Below are 14,937 nucleotides of genomic sequence, written 5' to 3' on the forward strand. Positions count from 1 at the left end.
CGAAAAAACTGACGATTGTACTCAAGCTTTGGCGAAACGCACGGGCTTTGTGCGAATGGGAATGGATCCAACGAATGAAAAGCACCCTCGGAATGCTTGAGTCAGAGCCTTTTCAACGCAGAATGAAGGCACATTGCCATTTGTCGGCTGACCCGCTCACTCTGACCGGGTCAGCCGGTCATTCCTGCCGGGCAAACGCCTGCTCGGCATCCCAGCCACCGCCCAGCGCTGCGATCAGCTGCACGCTGGCCACCAGCCGCCCTTCCAGCAGGGTCAGTGCACTGCGCTCGTTACTCAGCGCAGTGGTCTGCACGTTGACCACATCGAGGTAACCGATAAGGCCAGCGCGGTACTGGTTCTCGGTCAGACGCAGCGATTCGCGGGCCGCCTCCAGCGCTTCCTGGCGCACTACGGCTTCGTCGGCATACACCTTCAGCTGCACCAGGAAGTTTTCCACCTCCTTGAAGCCGTCGAGTACGGTCTGGCGGTACTGCGCCACCGTCTGGTCATACACCGCCCGGGTGCGATCAACTTCGGCGCCGCGCTTGCCGGCGTCGAACAACGTCATCGCCAGTTGCGGCCCCACCGACCAGTAGCGGTTCGGCAGTTCGATCCAGTTGCTGAAGCTGCTGCTGGAATAACCACCGCTCATGCTCAGGCTCAAGTCCGGGAAGTAGGCGGCGCGGGCCACGCCGATATTGGCGTTGGCGGCCATCACGTTGCGCTCGGCCGAGGCGATATCCGGGCGGCGTTCGAGCAGTTGCGACGGGAGCGTCACCGGGATCTGCGGCAGCGCCGGAATACGCTGGCTGTCAGCCAGGGAGAATTCGGCCGGGGCCTTGCCCAGCAGCACGGCGATGGCGTTCTCGAACTGTGCACGCTGCCAGACCAGGTCGATCAGGTCCGCTTGCGTGGACTTCAACTGGGTCCGCGCCTGGGCCACTGCGTCCGGGCCGGCGACGCCAGCGCGGTACTGGTTTTCGTTCATCCGCAGTGAGCGCTCGTAGGTGGCGACGGTGGCTTCGAGCAGGCGCTTCTGTTGGTCGATCACCCGCAGTTGCAAGTAGTTCTGTACCAGTTCGGACTGCTGGCTCAGGCGAATCGCGGCCAGGTCGGCAAAGCTGGCTTCGGCGCTGGCCTCGTTGGCGTTCAGGGTCTCGCGCAGCTTGCCCCACAGGTCGACTTCCCAGCTGACGCCGAGCTGCGCGTTGTAGGTGTTGCGGATGCCGCTGCTGTTGTTGGACAGGCTTGAACTGGAACTGCCGGTGCCTTGTGCCGAGCGGTTCTTGCTGGCACTCAGGTCCAGGCTGGGGAACAGCGACGCCCGGCTGCTGCGCACCAGGGCCTGGGCCTGACGATACTGGGCTTCCGACTGCGCGACGGTCTGGTTGCTGCGGTTGAGTTCCTCGACCAGCGCATTCAACCCGGCGTCGCCGTAGATTTCCCACCAGGCGCCACGGGCAATGGCATCGGACGGATTGGCCTGGGTCCAGCCTTCGGCCTGCTTGTACTGCGCCGGGGTGCTCAGCTGCGGGCGGTGGTAGTCCGGGCTCAGGGTACAGGCGCTGAGCATGGCCACGCACAGACCGGCGCCGGCCAGGCGAGAGCCTCGCCCACGGGTCAACAGCTGCAAGGCACGGTGAAGTCGGGTCTGGGCGAAGTTCATAGCGGTGTGTCCAGGGCGGCGTCGGTGCGTACACCACGCCAATGGTTGAATCGGTGACGCAGGCGGTCCAGGTACAGATAGACCACCGGTGTCGTGTAAAGGGTCAGCACCTGGCTGACGACCAGGCCGCCAATGATGGTCAGGCCCAGCGGCTGGCGCATCTCCGCACCTTCGGCACGGCTGATCAGCAGCGGCAAGGCGCCAAGGATGGCGGCCAGGGTGGTCATCAGGATCGGTCGCAGGCGCAGCAGGCAGGCGCGGCGGATCGACTCTTCCGGGCTCAGGCCTTGGTGGCGTTCCAGCTGCAAGGCCAGGTCGATCATCAGGATGGCGTTCTTCTTCACCACGCCGATCAGCAGGAACAGGCCCAGCAACGAGATCAGGCTGAACTCGCCGCCGGTGGCGTACAGGGCGAGCAAGGCACCGACGCCGGCCGAGGGCAAGGTCGACAGGATGGTCAGCGGGTGGATGTAGCTTTCGTAGAGGATGCCCAGCACCAGGTAAACCAGCACCAGGGCGCCGAGGATCATGAACGGCTGCCCTTCCTGGGTCTTGGCGAAGGCACTGGCCGTGCCACCGAGCTTGGCGATCACCTCCTCGGGCAAACCCAGCTTGGCAACCGCCCGCTCCACGGCAGCCATGGCCTGGTCGGGGCTGTAGCCTTCGGCAACGTCGAAGGCAATGTCTTCGGAGGCGAACTGGCCTTCATGGCTGACCCGATCGTTGGCCAGGCTGTTCTCGTAACGGGCGATGGTCGACAGCGGCACCCGCGCACCGTCACTGGTGATGACCTGCACCTGTTCCAGCGTGCTCGGGTCCCAGGCGTATTTCGGGTTGATCTCCAGCACCACCTGGTACTGGTTCAGGCTGTCGTAGATGGTCGAGATCTGCCGCTGGCTGTAGGCGTTGTTCAGCACGGCGGTGACCATGTCCATGTCGATGCCCAGGCGCTTGGCCTGGTCACGGTCGACCACCAGGGTCACCTGCTGGGTGCCGGAACCGTCGCGGGCATCGATGGCGGTCAGCTCGGGCAATGCGCGCAGTGCCGCGACCACCTTGGGGAACCACTGGCGCAGGGCCGCCAGATCGCCGCTCTGCAGGGTATACAGGTATTGCGAGGAGGACTGGTCGCGGCCACCGCCGCCCAACTGCAGGTCCTGGTCGGCCATCAGGAACAGCCGCCCACCGGCGACCTTGGGCATTTCCTTGCGCAGGCGCTCGATGATCTTCTGCGCGTCGAGCTTGCGCTCGCTGATTGGTTTCAACCGCACCAGCACCATGGCGTTGTTGGTGCCGCTGTTGCCACCAATGAAGCCGGCCACGCTTTCCACTGCCGGGTCGGCGAGCAAGGCGCGGCGGTAGATTTCCATCTTCGGTTGCATCACGTTGAACGACAGGCCGTCGTCACCCCGGATGAAGCCGATCAGCTGGCCGGTGTCCTGTTGCGGTATCAAGGTCTTGGGCACCACCACGTACAGGGCGATGTTCAGGCCGATGGTCGCCAACAGGCTGATCAGGGTAAGGCGCCTGTGGCGCAAGGCCCAGCCAAGGCTTCGGTCATAGACATCGACCATGCGCTGGTGCGCCTTGTCGCTCCAGCGCTGCAGGCGTGTCGGCTCGGCGCGGTGAGGCTTGAGCCAGCGGGCGCAGAGCATCGGCGTGAGGGTCAGCGAGACCACCAGCGAGACGATGATCGCCGCCGCCAGGGTGACAGAGAACTCCTGGAACAGGTTGCGCACGATGCCGCCCATGAACAGGATCGAGACGAACACCGCCACCAGCGATACGTTCATCGACAGCAAGGTGAAGCCGACTTCCCTGGCGCCCAGGAACGCCGCACGCATCGGCGGCTGGCCATCCTCGATGTGCCGGGAGATGTTCTCCAGCACCACGATGGCATCGTCGACCACCAGGCCGGTGGCAAGGATCAACGCCATCAGCGACAGGTTGTTCAGCGAAAAACCGCACAGGTACATCACCGCGAAGGTGCCCACCAGCGACACCGGCACCGCCAGGCTGGGGATCAGCGAGGCGCGCAAGCTGCCGAGGAACAGGTAGACCACCAGGATCACCAGCACCACGGCAATCAGCAGCGTGTGCTCGGCCTCCTTCAGGGTCGCCTTGATCACAGGCGAGCGGTCCATGGCCACGTTCAACTGCACGCTGGCCGGCAGCAATGACTGCAGGGCCGGCAGCTGCGCCTTGATCTGGTCGACGGTTTCGATGATGTTGGCGCCGCTCTGGCGGTTGACCACCAGCAGCACGGCGCTCTGGTCGTTGAAGAAACCGCTGTTGTAGCGGTTCTCGACGCCATCGGTAATGGTGGCCACGTCCGACAGCCGCAGGATGGTGCCATTGGACTGGCGGATCACGATCGGCTCATAGTCCTTGGCGGTTTCCAGCTGGTCGTTGGCGCGCACCTGCCAGTTGCGCTCGGCATCCTCGACAAAGCCCATGGGCCGGCGCTGGTTGGCGTTGGAGACCGCCGTGCGCACCTCGTCCAGCGACAGGCTGTACTGGTTGAGCAACTGCGGCTCCACGGCGATGCGCACCGCTGGCAGCGAGCTGCCACCGATCTGCACTTCGCCGACCCCGCTGACCTGCGCCAGGCTCTGCGACAGGATGGTATCGGCCAGGTCGTACAGCTGGCCCTTCTGCAGCACGCTGGAGGTCAGCGAGAGCACCATGATCGGCGCCTGCGACGGGTTGATCTTCTTGTAGGTGGGCATGCTGCGCATGCCGCTGGGCAACAGGTTGCGCGTGGCATTGATCGCCGCCTGCACCTCCCGTGCGGCACCGTCGATGTCACGCCCCATCTCGAAACCGATGATCACCCGGGTCGAGCCCTGGTTGGAGCTGCTGGTCAGGGTGGTGACGCCGGCGATGCTGCCAAGCTTGCGTTCCAGCGGCGTGGCCACGGTGGCGGCCATGACCTCCGGGCTGGCCCCGGACAGGTTGGCTTGCACCACGATCACCGGGAAGTCCATCTGCGGCAACGGCGCCACCGGCAGCAAACCGAAGCTGACACCACCGAGCAGCATGATCGCCAGGCTCAGCAGCATGGTCGCCACAGGCCGGCGGATGAAAGGTCCGGACAGGTTCATGCCTCGGCCTGCTGTGCGTCATCGGCCGGGCGCCAGCGGCGGGCCAGGCGGTTGAAATACAGGTAGATGACCGGTGTGGTGAACAGCGTCAGCACCTGGCTGACCAGCAGGCCGCCGACCATCACCAGGCCCAGCGGCTGGCGCAGTTCGGCACCGGAGCCGGTGGCCAGCATCAACGGTACGGCGCCGAACAGCGCGGCCAGGGTGGTCATCAGGATCGGCCGGAAGCGCAACAGCGCCGCCTGGTAGATCGCATCGCGCGGGCTCATGCCCTGGTTGCGCTCGGCCTCCAGGGCAAAGTCGATCATCATGATCGCGTTTTTCTTGACGATGCCGATCAGCAGGATGATGCCGATGATGGCGATCATGCCCAGGTCGTTGCCGCTGAGGATCAGTGCCAGCAACGCGCCGACCGCCGCCGACGGCAAGGTCGAAAGGATGGTCACCGGGTGAATGTAGCTCTCGTAGAGCACGCCGAGCACGATGTACATGGTCACCACGGCCGCCAGGATCAGCAGCAAGGTGCTCGACAGCGATGCCTGGAAGGCTTCGGCGGCGCCCTGGAAGCGGGTCTGCACACCGAGCGGCATGCCGATGTCCTGCTGCACCTGCTCGATCACCTTGACCGCCTCGCCCAGCGACGCACCCCGGGCCAGGTTGAACGACAGGGTCACTGCCGGGAACTGGCCGATGTGCGAGATGGCCAGCTGCGCCTGGCGCTGCTCGATCCGCGCCAGTGCCGACAGCCGCACCTGGCCGCCATCGGTGGCCTTGACGTGGATCGATTCCAGCGCCTGCGGGCCGATGACTGCCGCGTCCTGCGACTGCAGCACCACGCGGTACTGGCTGGCCTGGGTGTAGATGGTGGAAATCTGCCGCTGGCCGAAGGCATCGTACAGGGCGTTGGTGATCTGCGACACGCTGATGCCCAGGCGGCTGGCCATGTCACGGTCGATCACCAGGTACACCTGCAGGCCCTTGTCCTGCAGGTCACTGGCCACATCCTGCAACTCCGGGCGCTGCTGCAGGGCGTGCACCAGCTTGCCGCTCCACTGCGCCAGCAAGTCGGCGTCAGGTGAAGACAGGCTGAACTGGTATTGGGTGCGGCTGACCCGGTCCTCGATGCTCAGGTCCTGCACCGGTTGCATGAACAGGCGGATACCGACCAGCTTGTCGAGCTGCGGTTGCAGGCGGCTGATCACTTCCGCGGCGCTGACATCACGCTCGCCGTGGGGCTTGAGGTTGATCAGCAGGCGGCCACTGTTGAGCGTGGCGTTGTCGCCGTCGACACCGATGTAGGACGACAGGCTCTGCACCGCCGGGTCTTGCAGGATCACCTTGCTCAGCGCCTGCTGGCGCTCGCTCATGGCGGCGAACGAGGTGGATTGCGGCGCTTCGGAAATCCCCTGGATCACCCCGGTGTCCTGCGCCGGGAAGAAGCCCTTGGGCACCACCATGTACAGCAGCACGGTGAGCGCCAGGGTCGCCACGGCCACCAGCAAGGTCAGCGGCTGGTGCTTGAGCACCCACTGCAGGCCGCGGCCGTAGTGTTCGATCATCCAGTCGATCCAGGCACCGCTGGCGCGGTAGAAGCGGCCCTGCTCTTCCTCCTTGGGCTCGCGCTTGAGCAGGCGCGCGCACATCATCGGCGTCAAGGTCAGCGACACCACCAGGGAAATCAGGATGGCCACCGCCAGGGTGATGGCGAATTCGCGGAACAGCCGGCCGACCACATCGGCCATGAACAGCAACGGGATCAAGACGGCGATCAACGAGAAGGTCAGCGAAATCAGGGTGAAGCCGATCTGCCTGGCACCTTTGAGTGCCGCCTGCAGCGGCGTTTCGCCTTCCTCGATGTGGCGCGAGATGTTCTCGAGCATGACGATGGCGTCGTCAACCACGAAACCGGTGGCAATGGTCAGGGCCATGAGCGTCAGGTTGTTCACCGAGAAGCCGGCCAGGTACATCACGCCGAAGGTGCCGATCAGCGACAGCGGTACGGCAATCGAAGGAATGATCGTGGCGCTGAAGCGGCGCAGGAACACGAAAGTGACCATCACCACCAGCACGATGGCGATCAGCAGTTCATGTTGCACGTCCTTGACTGCGGCACGGATGGTTTGCGTACGATCGGTCAGCACCGACACATCGAGGCCGGCCGGCAGGTTGTCGGTGACCGATGGCAGCAGCGCCTTGATGCGGTCGACCACGTCGATGACGTTGGCCCCAGGCTGGCGCTGGATATTGAGCAGCACGGCCTGATTCTGGTTGGCCCAGGCAGCCAGGCGTTCGTTCTCGGCGCCGTCGACGATCTCGGCGACGTCCTTCAGGCGCAGCGGCGCGCCATTGTTGTAGGCGAGGATGAGGTTGGCGTATTCCTCGGGCGAACGCAGCTGGTCGTTGGCGTCGAGCATCGACACCCGGGTCGGGCCGTCGAAGTTGCCCTTGGGCTGGTTGACGTTGGACGCGCCGATCAGGGTACGCACATCGTCGAGGTTGAGGCCGTTGGCTGCCAGAGCGTCGACGTTCACTTTGATCCGCACCGCCTGGCGCTGGCCGCCGGCGATGCTGACCATGCCTACGCCGCTGATCTGCGCGAGCTTCTGCGCCACACGGGTGTCGACCAGGTCGTTGAGCTTGGGCAGCGGCATGGTCTTGCTGGAAATGGCCAGGGTCAGCACCGGGGTGTCGGCCGGGTTGACCTTGTTGTATACCGGCGGCGCAGGCAGGTCGCTGGGCAACAGGTTGCTGGCGGCGTTGATCGCGGCCTGCACCTGTTGCTCGGCGACGTCCATGTTCATGTCCAGGCTGAAACGAAGGGTCAGCACCGAGGCGCCGCCGGAGCTGGTCGAGGCCATTTGCTCAAGGCCGGGCATCTGGCCGAACTGGCGCTCCAACGGTGCGGTGACCGCACTGGTCATCACCTGTGGGCTGGCGCCCGGGTACAGGGTCATGACCCGGATGGTCGGGTAGTCGACCTGGGGCAAGGCGGAAACGGGCAACAGCTTGTAGGCAATCAGCCCGGCCAGGACGATGGCCAGCATGGTCAGCGTGGTAGCGACCGGGCGCAGGATGAACAGGCGTGACAGGTTCATGCGCCCGCCTTGGCTGCCGTTTTGCCGGAAGGCGCCTCATCGCTCTGGGCTGATCCCTTGGCGTCCTGGCCCTGCAGGTGCTGACCGGGGGTGGTCGGCACTTGCGAGCTGTCTTCGACCACTTCGACCTTGGTCCCTTCGCGCAGGCGGTCGGTGCCTTCCAGCACCAGGCGCTCACCGGCCTTGAGGCCCTCGAGGATGACACTGTTCTGGCCATCGCTGGCGCCAACCTTGAGCTTGCGGATGTTGACCGTGCTCTGGTCATTGACCACGTAGGCGAAGGTGCCCTCGTTGCCGAACTGCACGGCCGCGGCCGGCGCCATCACCACCTGCTTGAGGGTGTCGGCCAGCAGACGCACGTTGACGAACTGATTGGGGAACAGGGCCAGGTCCTTGTTCTCGAAGCGGCCTTTGAACTTCAGGGTACCGGTGGTGGTGTCGATCTGGTTGTCGATGCTGCCCAGCACGCCGGTCGACTGCAGTTTGCTGTCAGTGCGGTCCCAGGCCTCGACCGGCAGGCTGGCGCCGCTGCGGTAACGGTCAAGCACGGTGTTCAGCTCGGTCTCGGGCAAGGTGAAGGCGACGCTGATCGGCTCGGTCTGGGTGATCACCACCAGGGCGGTGGTGTCGTTGGCCGCCACCAGGTTGCCCAGGTCGAGCTGGCGCAGGCCCACGCGGCCGTTGATCGGGGCGCGGATCTGGGTGAAATCGAGGTTCAGGCGGGCATCGTTGACCTGGGCCTGGTTGGTCTTGACCAGCCCCTGGAACTGCGCAACCTGGGCTTCGGCGGTATCGAGGGTCTGCTTGGCGATGCTGTCCTGGGCATACAGGCCCTTGTAACGCGCCAAGTCGACCTGGGCGTTCTTCAGTTGCGCCTGGTTCTGTGCCAGGGTGCCTTCGGCCTGCTGCAAGGCAATGCGGTAAGGGCGTGGGTCGATTTCCGCGAGCAGGTCGCCTGCCTTGACCTGCTGGCCCTCCTTGAACAGGATTTTCACCAGCTCGCCGGCCACCCGGCTGCGCACATTCACCGTGTTGGTCGCCGTGACAGTGCCCAAGGCCTTGTAGTAGAGCGGAAAGTCGCCCACTCGCACCGGCTCGACACGCACCGGCACCGGGTCGGTGGAGCCGCCGAAGCCCGGCCGGCCCATGCCCATCCCCATGCCCTTGCCGCCGCGCCCTGCGCTGGCCGCTTTGTGGGCAGGCGTTGCCGCAGGCCACAGCCACCAGGTCAGCAGGGCCACCAGCAGCAGGATCAGCAGGCCGACGAGCCAGCGACGAGGGGATCGGGAATTGGACACTTGCATGGGTTGAACGAACCTTGTTCAGAAATGGCGGCTTGGGAAGGTTGAACGATAAGCACTGGCACTGTTTTAGCAAAGGCCCTTTACCAGAGGTTTACCTTTGCCTGACGTTGCCAAAAGGCTGAACTTTAAACGAAAACGGCCCGGAAAGCGTTCCGGGCCGTTACAGGGTGTTGCTTGGAGAGGGGCCAGGCAGAAGAGTTCCTATACCCCCAGGCAACCCTTACTTCAGTACCGCCAGGGCTGCTTCGTAGTTCGGCTCGTCGGCGATCTCGCCAACCAGCTCGCTGTGCAGCACCTTGTCGTTCTCATCCAGTACCACCACAGCACGGGCAGCCAGGCCGGCCAGCGGGCCGTCGGCAATGGCAACGCCATAGTTCTTGAGGAATTCGGCGCCACGCAGGGTGGACAGGTTCTTCACGTTGTCCAGGCCTTCGGCACCGCAGAAGCGCGCCTGGGCGAACGGCAGGTCGGCCGAGATGCACAGTACGACGGTGTTGGCCACGTCGTTGGCCTGGGCGTTGAACTTGCGAACCGACGTGGCGCAGGTCGGGGTGTCGACGCTCGGGAAGATGTTCAGCACCTTGCGCTTGCCGGCGAAGTCCTTCAGCGACTTGTCAGCCAGGCCTTCACCGACCAGGGAGAAAGCCGGAGCCTGGGCACCGACCTGTGGCAGAGTGCCGTTGACCTGAACCGGGTTGCCTTTGAGGGTCACTTGAGCCATGACGAAATCCTTATGCGGGGTTTTGAAAAGGACACTGAGTTAATCATGAAGGCGGCCGGGTGCCTATGGGGGCATTGAAATTGTTCTATTTCCGGACTGTTCCTGTGGACAAAAAAAAGCCCGGATGGCGACAAACACCCCGGGCTTTTTCCGATTCAGGCAGTGAGTCAGCTGATCAGGCTATACACCACGGAGGTCAGCGCAACCAGGCCGACCACCACCACGAACACGTTCGACAGCGCACCACTGTATTGGCGCATCGACGGCACGCGACGGATGGCGTACATCGGCATCAGGAACAACAGCACGGCGAGGATCGGGCCGCCGAGCGATTCGATCATGCCAAGGATGCTCGGATTGAGGGTGGCGACGATCCAGCAGACCACCAGCATCAGCGCGGCGACCACGCGGTCCAGGGTCTTGGCGCCTGGGCGGGCACCGGCCTTGGCGATGATGCCCTTGAGGCCTTCACTGGCACCGATGTAGTGGCCCAGGAACGACTTGGCAATGGCGACAAAGGCGATCAGTGGCGCGGCAAAGGCAATGGTCGGGTTGCTGAAGTGGTTGGCCAGGTACGACAGGATCGACAGGTTCTGCGCCTTCGCCTCGGCCAGCTGGGTGCTGCTCAGGGTGAGCACGCAGCTGAACACGAAGAACAGCACCATGACCACCATCAGCAGGTGGGCACGGCGCAGTATCTGGCCGCTGCGCTCGTCGGCGTGTTCGCCATAGCTGCGCTTCTGGTCGACGGCGAAGGCAGAAATGATCGGCGAATGGTTGAACGAGAACACCATCACCGGAATGGCCAGCCACAGGGTGTGCAGGAAGGCCGAGCCCGACGGCACCTGGGCGGCGCTGTCGAGGATGCCACCGGTCCAGTGCGGAATCAGGTACAGGCCCAGTAGCCCCAACGCAACGATGAACGGGTACACCAGCAGGCTCATGACCTTGACCGTGGCCTGCTCGCCGCAGCGCACGATCGCCAGCAGGCCGAGGATCAGCACGAATGACAGCACTGCCCGTGGTGGCGGCGCCATGTGCAGTTGGTGCTCCATGAAGCTGCTGACGGTGTTGGTCAGCGCCACGCTATAGATAAGCAGGATCGGGAAGATGGCGAAGAAGTACAGCACGGTAATCAGCGCACCGGCCTTGATGCCGAAGTGCTCTTCGACCACTTGGGTGATGTCGCCGCCGCTGCGCCCGGACAGCACGAAGCGGGTCAGGCCACGGTGCGAGAAATAGGTCATCGGGAAGGCCAGCGCGGCCAGGATCAGCAGCGGCCAGAAGCCGCCCAGACCGGCGTTGATCGGCAGGAACAAGGTGCCTGCGCCGATGGCTGTGCCGAACAGGCCCAGCATCCAGGTGGTGTCGTTACGCGACCAGCTGCCGAGGGTGGCGGGGGTCGATTCTGCAAAGCGTTGTTCAACGCTTGGGGCCTGCTCATTCATTCCGGGTGAAGCTCCACTCGCAAGACTGCAACAGGCTGAGAATGGCGAAATTGCGTGATCGCCCAACTCAACCGGGAAAGAGGGGCGCGATTGTGCACCGAAAGGTTGCACTTGCGAAGCCCCTTTCCGAGAGGCGGTTGCACTTGTCTTTACAAGCAGGTTGTGCCGGGGGGCTGCGCTGCAGCCCCCGACAGCCTTACTTCTGTACTGCGGCGAAGGCTTCGGCAACCCGCTGCAGGTTGGCCGGGCGCAGGCCGGACATGCACACCCGGCCGCTGTCGATCAGGTACACGCCGAACTCGTCACGCAGGCGACGCACCTGCTCGACGCTGAAGCCGGTGTAGCTGAACATGCCGCGCTGGCGCAGGAAGAACTGGAAATCCTGGCCTGGCAGCAGCACCGCCAGGGCATCGACCAGCGCCTGGCGCATGTCGAGGATGCGCTTGCGCATCACTTCCACTTCTGCGGCCCACTGGGCGTTGAGCGCGGCATCGCCGAGCACGCCCGCCACCAGCTGGGCACCGAAGTTGGGCGGGCTGGAGTAGTTGCGACGCACGGTGGCCTTGAGCTGGCCGAGCACGCTCTGGGTGGTGGTTTCGTCGTCGCAGACCACCGACAGGCCCCCTACTCGCTCGCCGTACAGCGAGAAGATCTTGGAGAACGAGTTGCTGACCAGGCATGGCACGCCGGCACGGGCCATTTCGCGGATGGCGTAGGCGTCTTCCACCAGGCCTGCGCCGAAGCCTTGGTAGGCGATGTCGAGGAACGGGATCAGCTGGCGCGCCTTGACCACTTCGACCACCTGCTGCCACTGGGCCGGCTCGAGGTCGGCACCGGTCGGGTTGTGGCAGCACGGGTGCAGCAGCACGATGCTGTTGGCCGGCAGGCCTTGCAGGGCCTGCAGCATGCCCTCGAAGTCGACGCCACGGCTGGCCTGGTCGAAGTACGGGTAGGTGTGCACCTTGAACCCGGCACCTTCGAAGATGGCGCGGTGGTTGTCCCAGGTCGGGTTGCTGACCCAGACTTCCGACTGCGGGAAGTAGCGCTTGAGGAAGTCGGCACCGACTTTCAGCGCGCCGGAGCCGCCAACGGTCTGCACGGTGGCCACGCGCTTGCCGGTCACGGCCGGGTGGTCGGCACCGAACAGCAGCGCCTGGATCGCCTGGCGGTAGCTGGCCAGGCCTTCCATCGGCAGGTACAGCGAGGCTTCATGGGCCTGGCCGGCAATGCGTTTTTCCACCGCATCCACCGCTGCCAGCTGCGGCACCACACCGGCCTCATCGTAATACAGGCCGATACTCAGGTTGACCTTGTCGGCGCGCGGGTCGGCCTTGAAGGTTTCCATCAACGAGAGGATCGGGTCGCCGGCATAGGCATCGACATGTTTGAACACAGCGTGCAGCTCCTTGGATCAGGACAGTTCGGAAAGACTGCCCTGAGGATACCCGGACTCAGGCCCAAGGAACATCACATAAGTGCAAGGTTGTCTATGCAACTTTGCACAGCCGGAGATTCGTGCTGGATTCTTCGCGGGTAAACCCGCGAAAGGGCCGGATCAGCCAAGCAATTCCTTCAGTCCTTGCAACTCTTTTTCAGTCACCGCCACCCCTTCCCGCTCGGCCTGTTCCCGCTCGCGGTAGCGACGCTCGCCTGGCATGCGCGACAACCCGGCGGCTTGCATGTGCTCGACCAGTTCGCGGCTGCGCTGGGCAAACCGCTCACCTTCGGCCTTGCTCGGGTCGATGACGATGATCAGTTGCCCGGTCCACGGCGTTTTCGCCCCCGGGTGGCCGGACCAGTCGAATTCCCAGGAGAAATGCCCGCCGGTCAGCGCCGCCGCCAGCAATTCGACCATCATCGACAGCGCCGAGCCCTTGTGCCCGCCAAATGGCAACAGCGCGCCGCCTTCGAGGATGGCCTTGGGGTCGGTGGTCGGCTGGCCTTGCGCATCCACGCCCATGCCCTCGGGCAATGCCTGGCCGGCCCGCGCAGCGATCTGCACGTCGCCGTGGGCCATGGCGCTGGTGGCCATGTCGAAAACGATCGGGTCATGCCCGGCGCACGGCGCGGCAAAGGCGATCGGGTTGGTGCCGAACAGCGGTTTGCGCGCACCGTGCGGCACTACGCAGGTCATGCTGTTGACCACGCTCAGCGCCACCAGGCCCTCATCGGCAAAGGGCTCGACATCCGGCCACAGTGCAGCGAAATGGTGCGAGTTGTGGATCGCCAGCACGGCAATGCCGGCGCTGCGGGCCTTTTCCACCAGCAACCCACGCGCTGCGGCCAGGGCGGGCTGGGCGAAACCACCGGCGGCATCCACGCGCACGTAGCCTGGCGCCAGGTCGGTTACCTGGGGGATGGCACGCCCGTCGACCCAGCCACTGGCCAGGGTCGAAACGTAACCGGGAATACGGAACACGCCATGGCTGTGGGCGCCATCGCGCTGGGCACTGGCGCAGTTGTGGGCCAGCACGTTGGCTACCGCCTCGCTGCAACCGTGCTGCTGGAGGATCGCTTGCAACAGCCCCTGCAGCTCGGCGAAGGGCAGGCGCACGAGCGGGCTGGTGGAAGGTGCGGACATCTGTAGCTCCTTTCTTGGAATTGGAATGGCAACAGCGTATGCAACGACAAAAACTTTCCGATAAGTGACAGCTATCTGTCAAATGTTGACGAGATGACAGAAAACAGCCATTTTCTATTCCACGCCTCACCTGGAGCCGCAGCATGAGCCAACCGATCAAGCAACGCCTGGAAAACAGCCTGCAAGGGGCCGCAGCCTCAGGCCGCAAGATCGCCAGCTACATGCTCGCCAACCTGCACGAACTGCCGTTCCAGACCTCGGCCAGCATTGCCGCCAAGCTGGGTGTCAGCGAGTCCAGCGTCGGGCGTTTCTGCCGCTCCCTCGGTTATGCCCATCTCAAAGCGCTCAAGCAAGACCTGCAGAGCGACCTCGGCGACGGCCCCTGGCTGATGGGTGATCGCCTGCAAGAATACCGCCAGAACCAGGATGTCAGCGACAACGCCGGCAGCCTGGAACGGGAAATCGCCGCGCTGGTACGCGTCCACGAGTACCGTCAGAGCGACGCCTGGCACGCCGTGGCCCAGCGCCTGGCAGCAAAGCCACGGGTGTGCATCGCCGGCTTCCAGACCGAGCGCGGCATCGCCATGTGCATGAGCCACCTGCTGCAATACCTGCGCGATGGCGTGCAACTGGTCGATGGCAGCGCCGGGCACTTCGGCGAGGTGCTGCTCGGCCGCAGTGAAGACACCGCGCTGGTGGTGTTCGAGGCCCGCCGCTATTCGCGCCACGCCCTGCAGCTGTGCCAGAAGGCACGCGCCGCCGGCATCCCGGTCACCCTGGTGACCGACACCTTCTGCGACTGGGCCGAGGCCCATGCCGACGAAGTGTTCCGCATCCCCACCGAATTCAACCTGTTCTGGGAGTCCACCGCGACCATGCTGTCGTGGGTGCACCTGATGGTCAACGAGGTCTGCAAGAAGCTCGGGCCTGATGTTGAAAAACGCTTGGAAGCAACTGCCGCTCTACATAACGAGTTCGTCGGCTACACCTCGTGGCCCGCGGGCAAACAACAATAGCA

At 64.3% G+C, this 14,937-nt stretch carries 9 protein-coding genes; 1 reads left to right on the plus strand and 8 read right to left on the minus strand.

All coding sequences use genetic code 11. The features are described 5' to 3' along the window. Positions 1–178: 178 nt before the first annotated feature. The 8 genes from L6D64_RS09040 to L6D64_RS09075 all read right to left on the minus strand — a co-directional run bounded on the left by L6D64_RS09040 (position 179) and on the right by L6D64_RS09075 (position 13,919). Positions 179–1,666, minus strand: coding sequence for an efflux transporter outer membrane subunit (locus L6D64_RS09040; protein ID WP_176507963.1), 1,488 nt, complete (start codon positions 1,664–1,666; stop codon positions 179–181). Then, positions 1,663–4,770: an efflux RND transporter permease subunit gene (locus tag L6D64_RS09045; RefSeq protein WP_176507962.1), complete on the minus strand. Its 3,108-nt coding sequence runs from the start codon at positions 4,768–4,770 to the stop codon at positions 1,663–1,665. Before L6D64_RS09045 ends, L6D64_RS09040 begins: the two co-directional genes overlap by 4 nt. Continuing rightward, positions 4,767–7,865 (minus strand): MdtB/MuxB family multidrug efflux RND transporter permease subunit, encoded by a 3,099-nt coding sequence (locus L6D64_RS09050; RefSeq protein WP_176507961.1) that lies wholly within the window; start codon positions 7,863–7,865, stop codon positions 4,767–4,769. Before L6D64_RS09050 ends, L6D64_RS09045 begins: the two co-directional genes overlap by 4 nt. Further along, a complete protein-coding gene (locus tag L6D64_RS09055) occupies positions 7,862–9,169 on the minus strand; it encodes an MdtA/MuxA family multidrug efflux RND transporter periplasmic adaptor subunit (RefSeq protein WP_176507960.1) in 1,308 nt (435 codons plus the stop codon). Before L6D64_RS09055 ends, L6D64_RS09050 begins: the two co-directional genes overlap by 4 nt. Before the next feature lie 220 nt (positions 9,170–9,389). Beyond that, positions 9,390–9,890 (minus strand): thiol peroxidase, encoded by a 501-nt coding sequence (tpx, locus tag L6D64_RS09060; RefSeq protein WP_176507959.1) that lies wholly within the window; start codon positions 9,888–9,890, stop codon positions 9,390–9,392. 167 nt (positions 9,891–10,057) lie between these two features. Continuing rightward, positions 10,058–11,338 carry a serine/threonine transporter gene (locus L6D64_RS09065; protein ID WP_176507958.1) on the minus strand — a complete coding sequence of 427 codons (1,281 nt, stop codon included), beginning with the start codon at positions 11,336–11,338 and terminating at the stop codon, positions 10,058–10,060. 196 nt (positions 11,339–11,534) lie between these two features. Further along, positions 11,535–12,731 (minus strand): amino acid aminotransferase, encoded by a 1,197-nt coding sequence (locus L6D64_RS09070; protein WP_176507957.1) that lies wholly within the window; start codon positions 12,729–12,731, stop codon positions 11,535–11,537. Positions 12,732–12,893: 162 nt separating this feature from the next. Next, positions 12,894–13,919, minus strand: coding sequence for an Ldh family oxidoreductase (locus tag L6D64_RS09075; protein WP_176507956.1), 1,026 nt, complete (start codon positions 13,917–13,919; stop codon positions 12,894–12,896). Between the two features lie 143 nt (positions 13,920–14,062). On the opposite strand from L6D64_RS09075, the gene L6D64_RS09080 reads away from it, so the two are divergent. Next, on the plus strand, positions 14,063–14,935 hold the full coding sequence (locus L6D64_RS09080) for a MurR/RpiR family transcriptional regulator (RefSeq protein WP_176507955.1): 873 nt from the start codon (positions 14,063–14,065) through the stop codon (positions 14,933–14,935). Positions 14,936–14,937: the final 2 nt, after the last annotated feature.

The sequence above is a fragment of the Pseudomonas urethralis genome, assembly GCF_021602465.1.
Lineage (GTDB): Bacteria > Pseudomonadota > Gammaproteobacteria > Pseudomonadales > Pseudomonadaceae > Aquipseudomonas > Aquipseudomonas vlassakiae.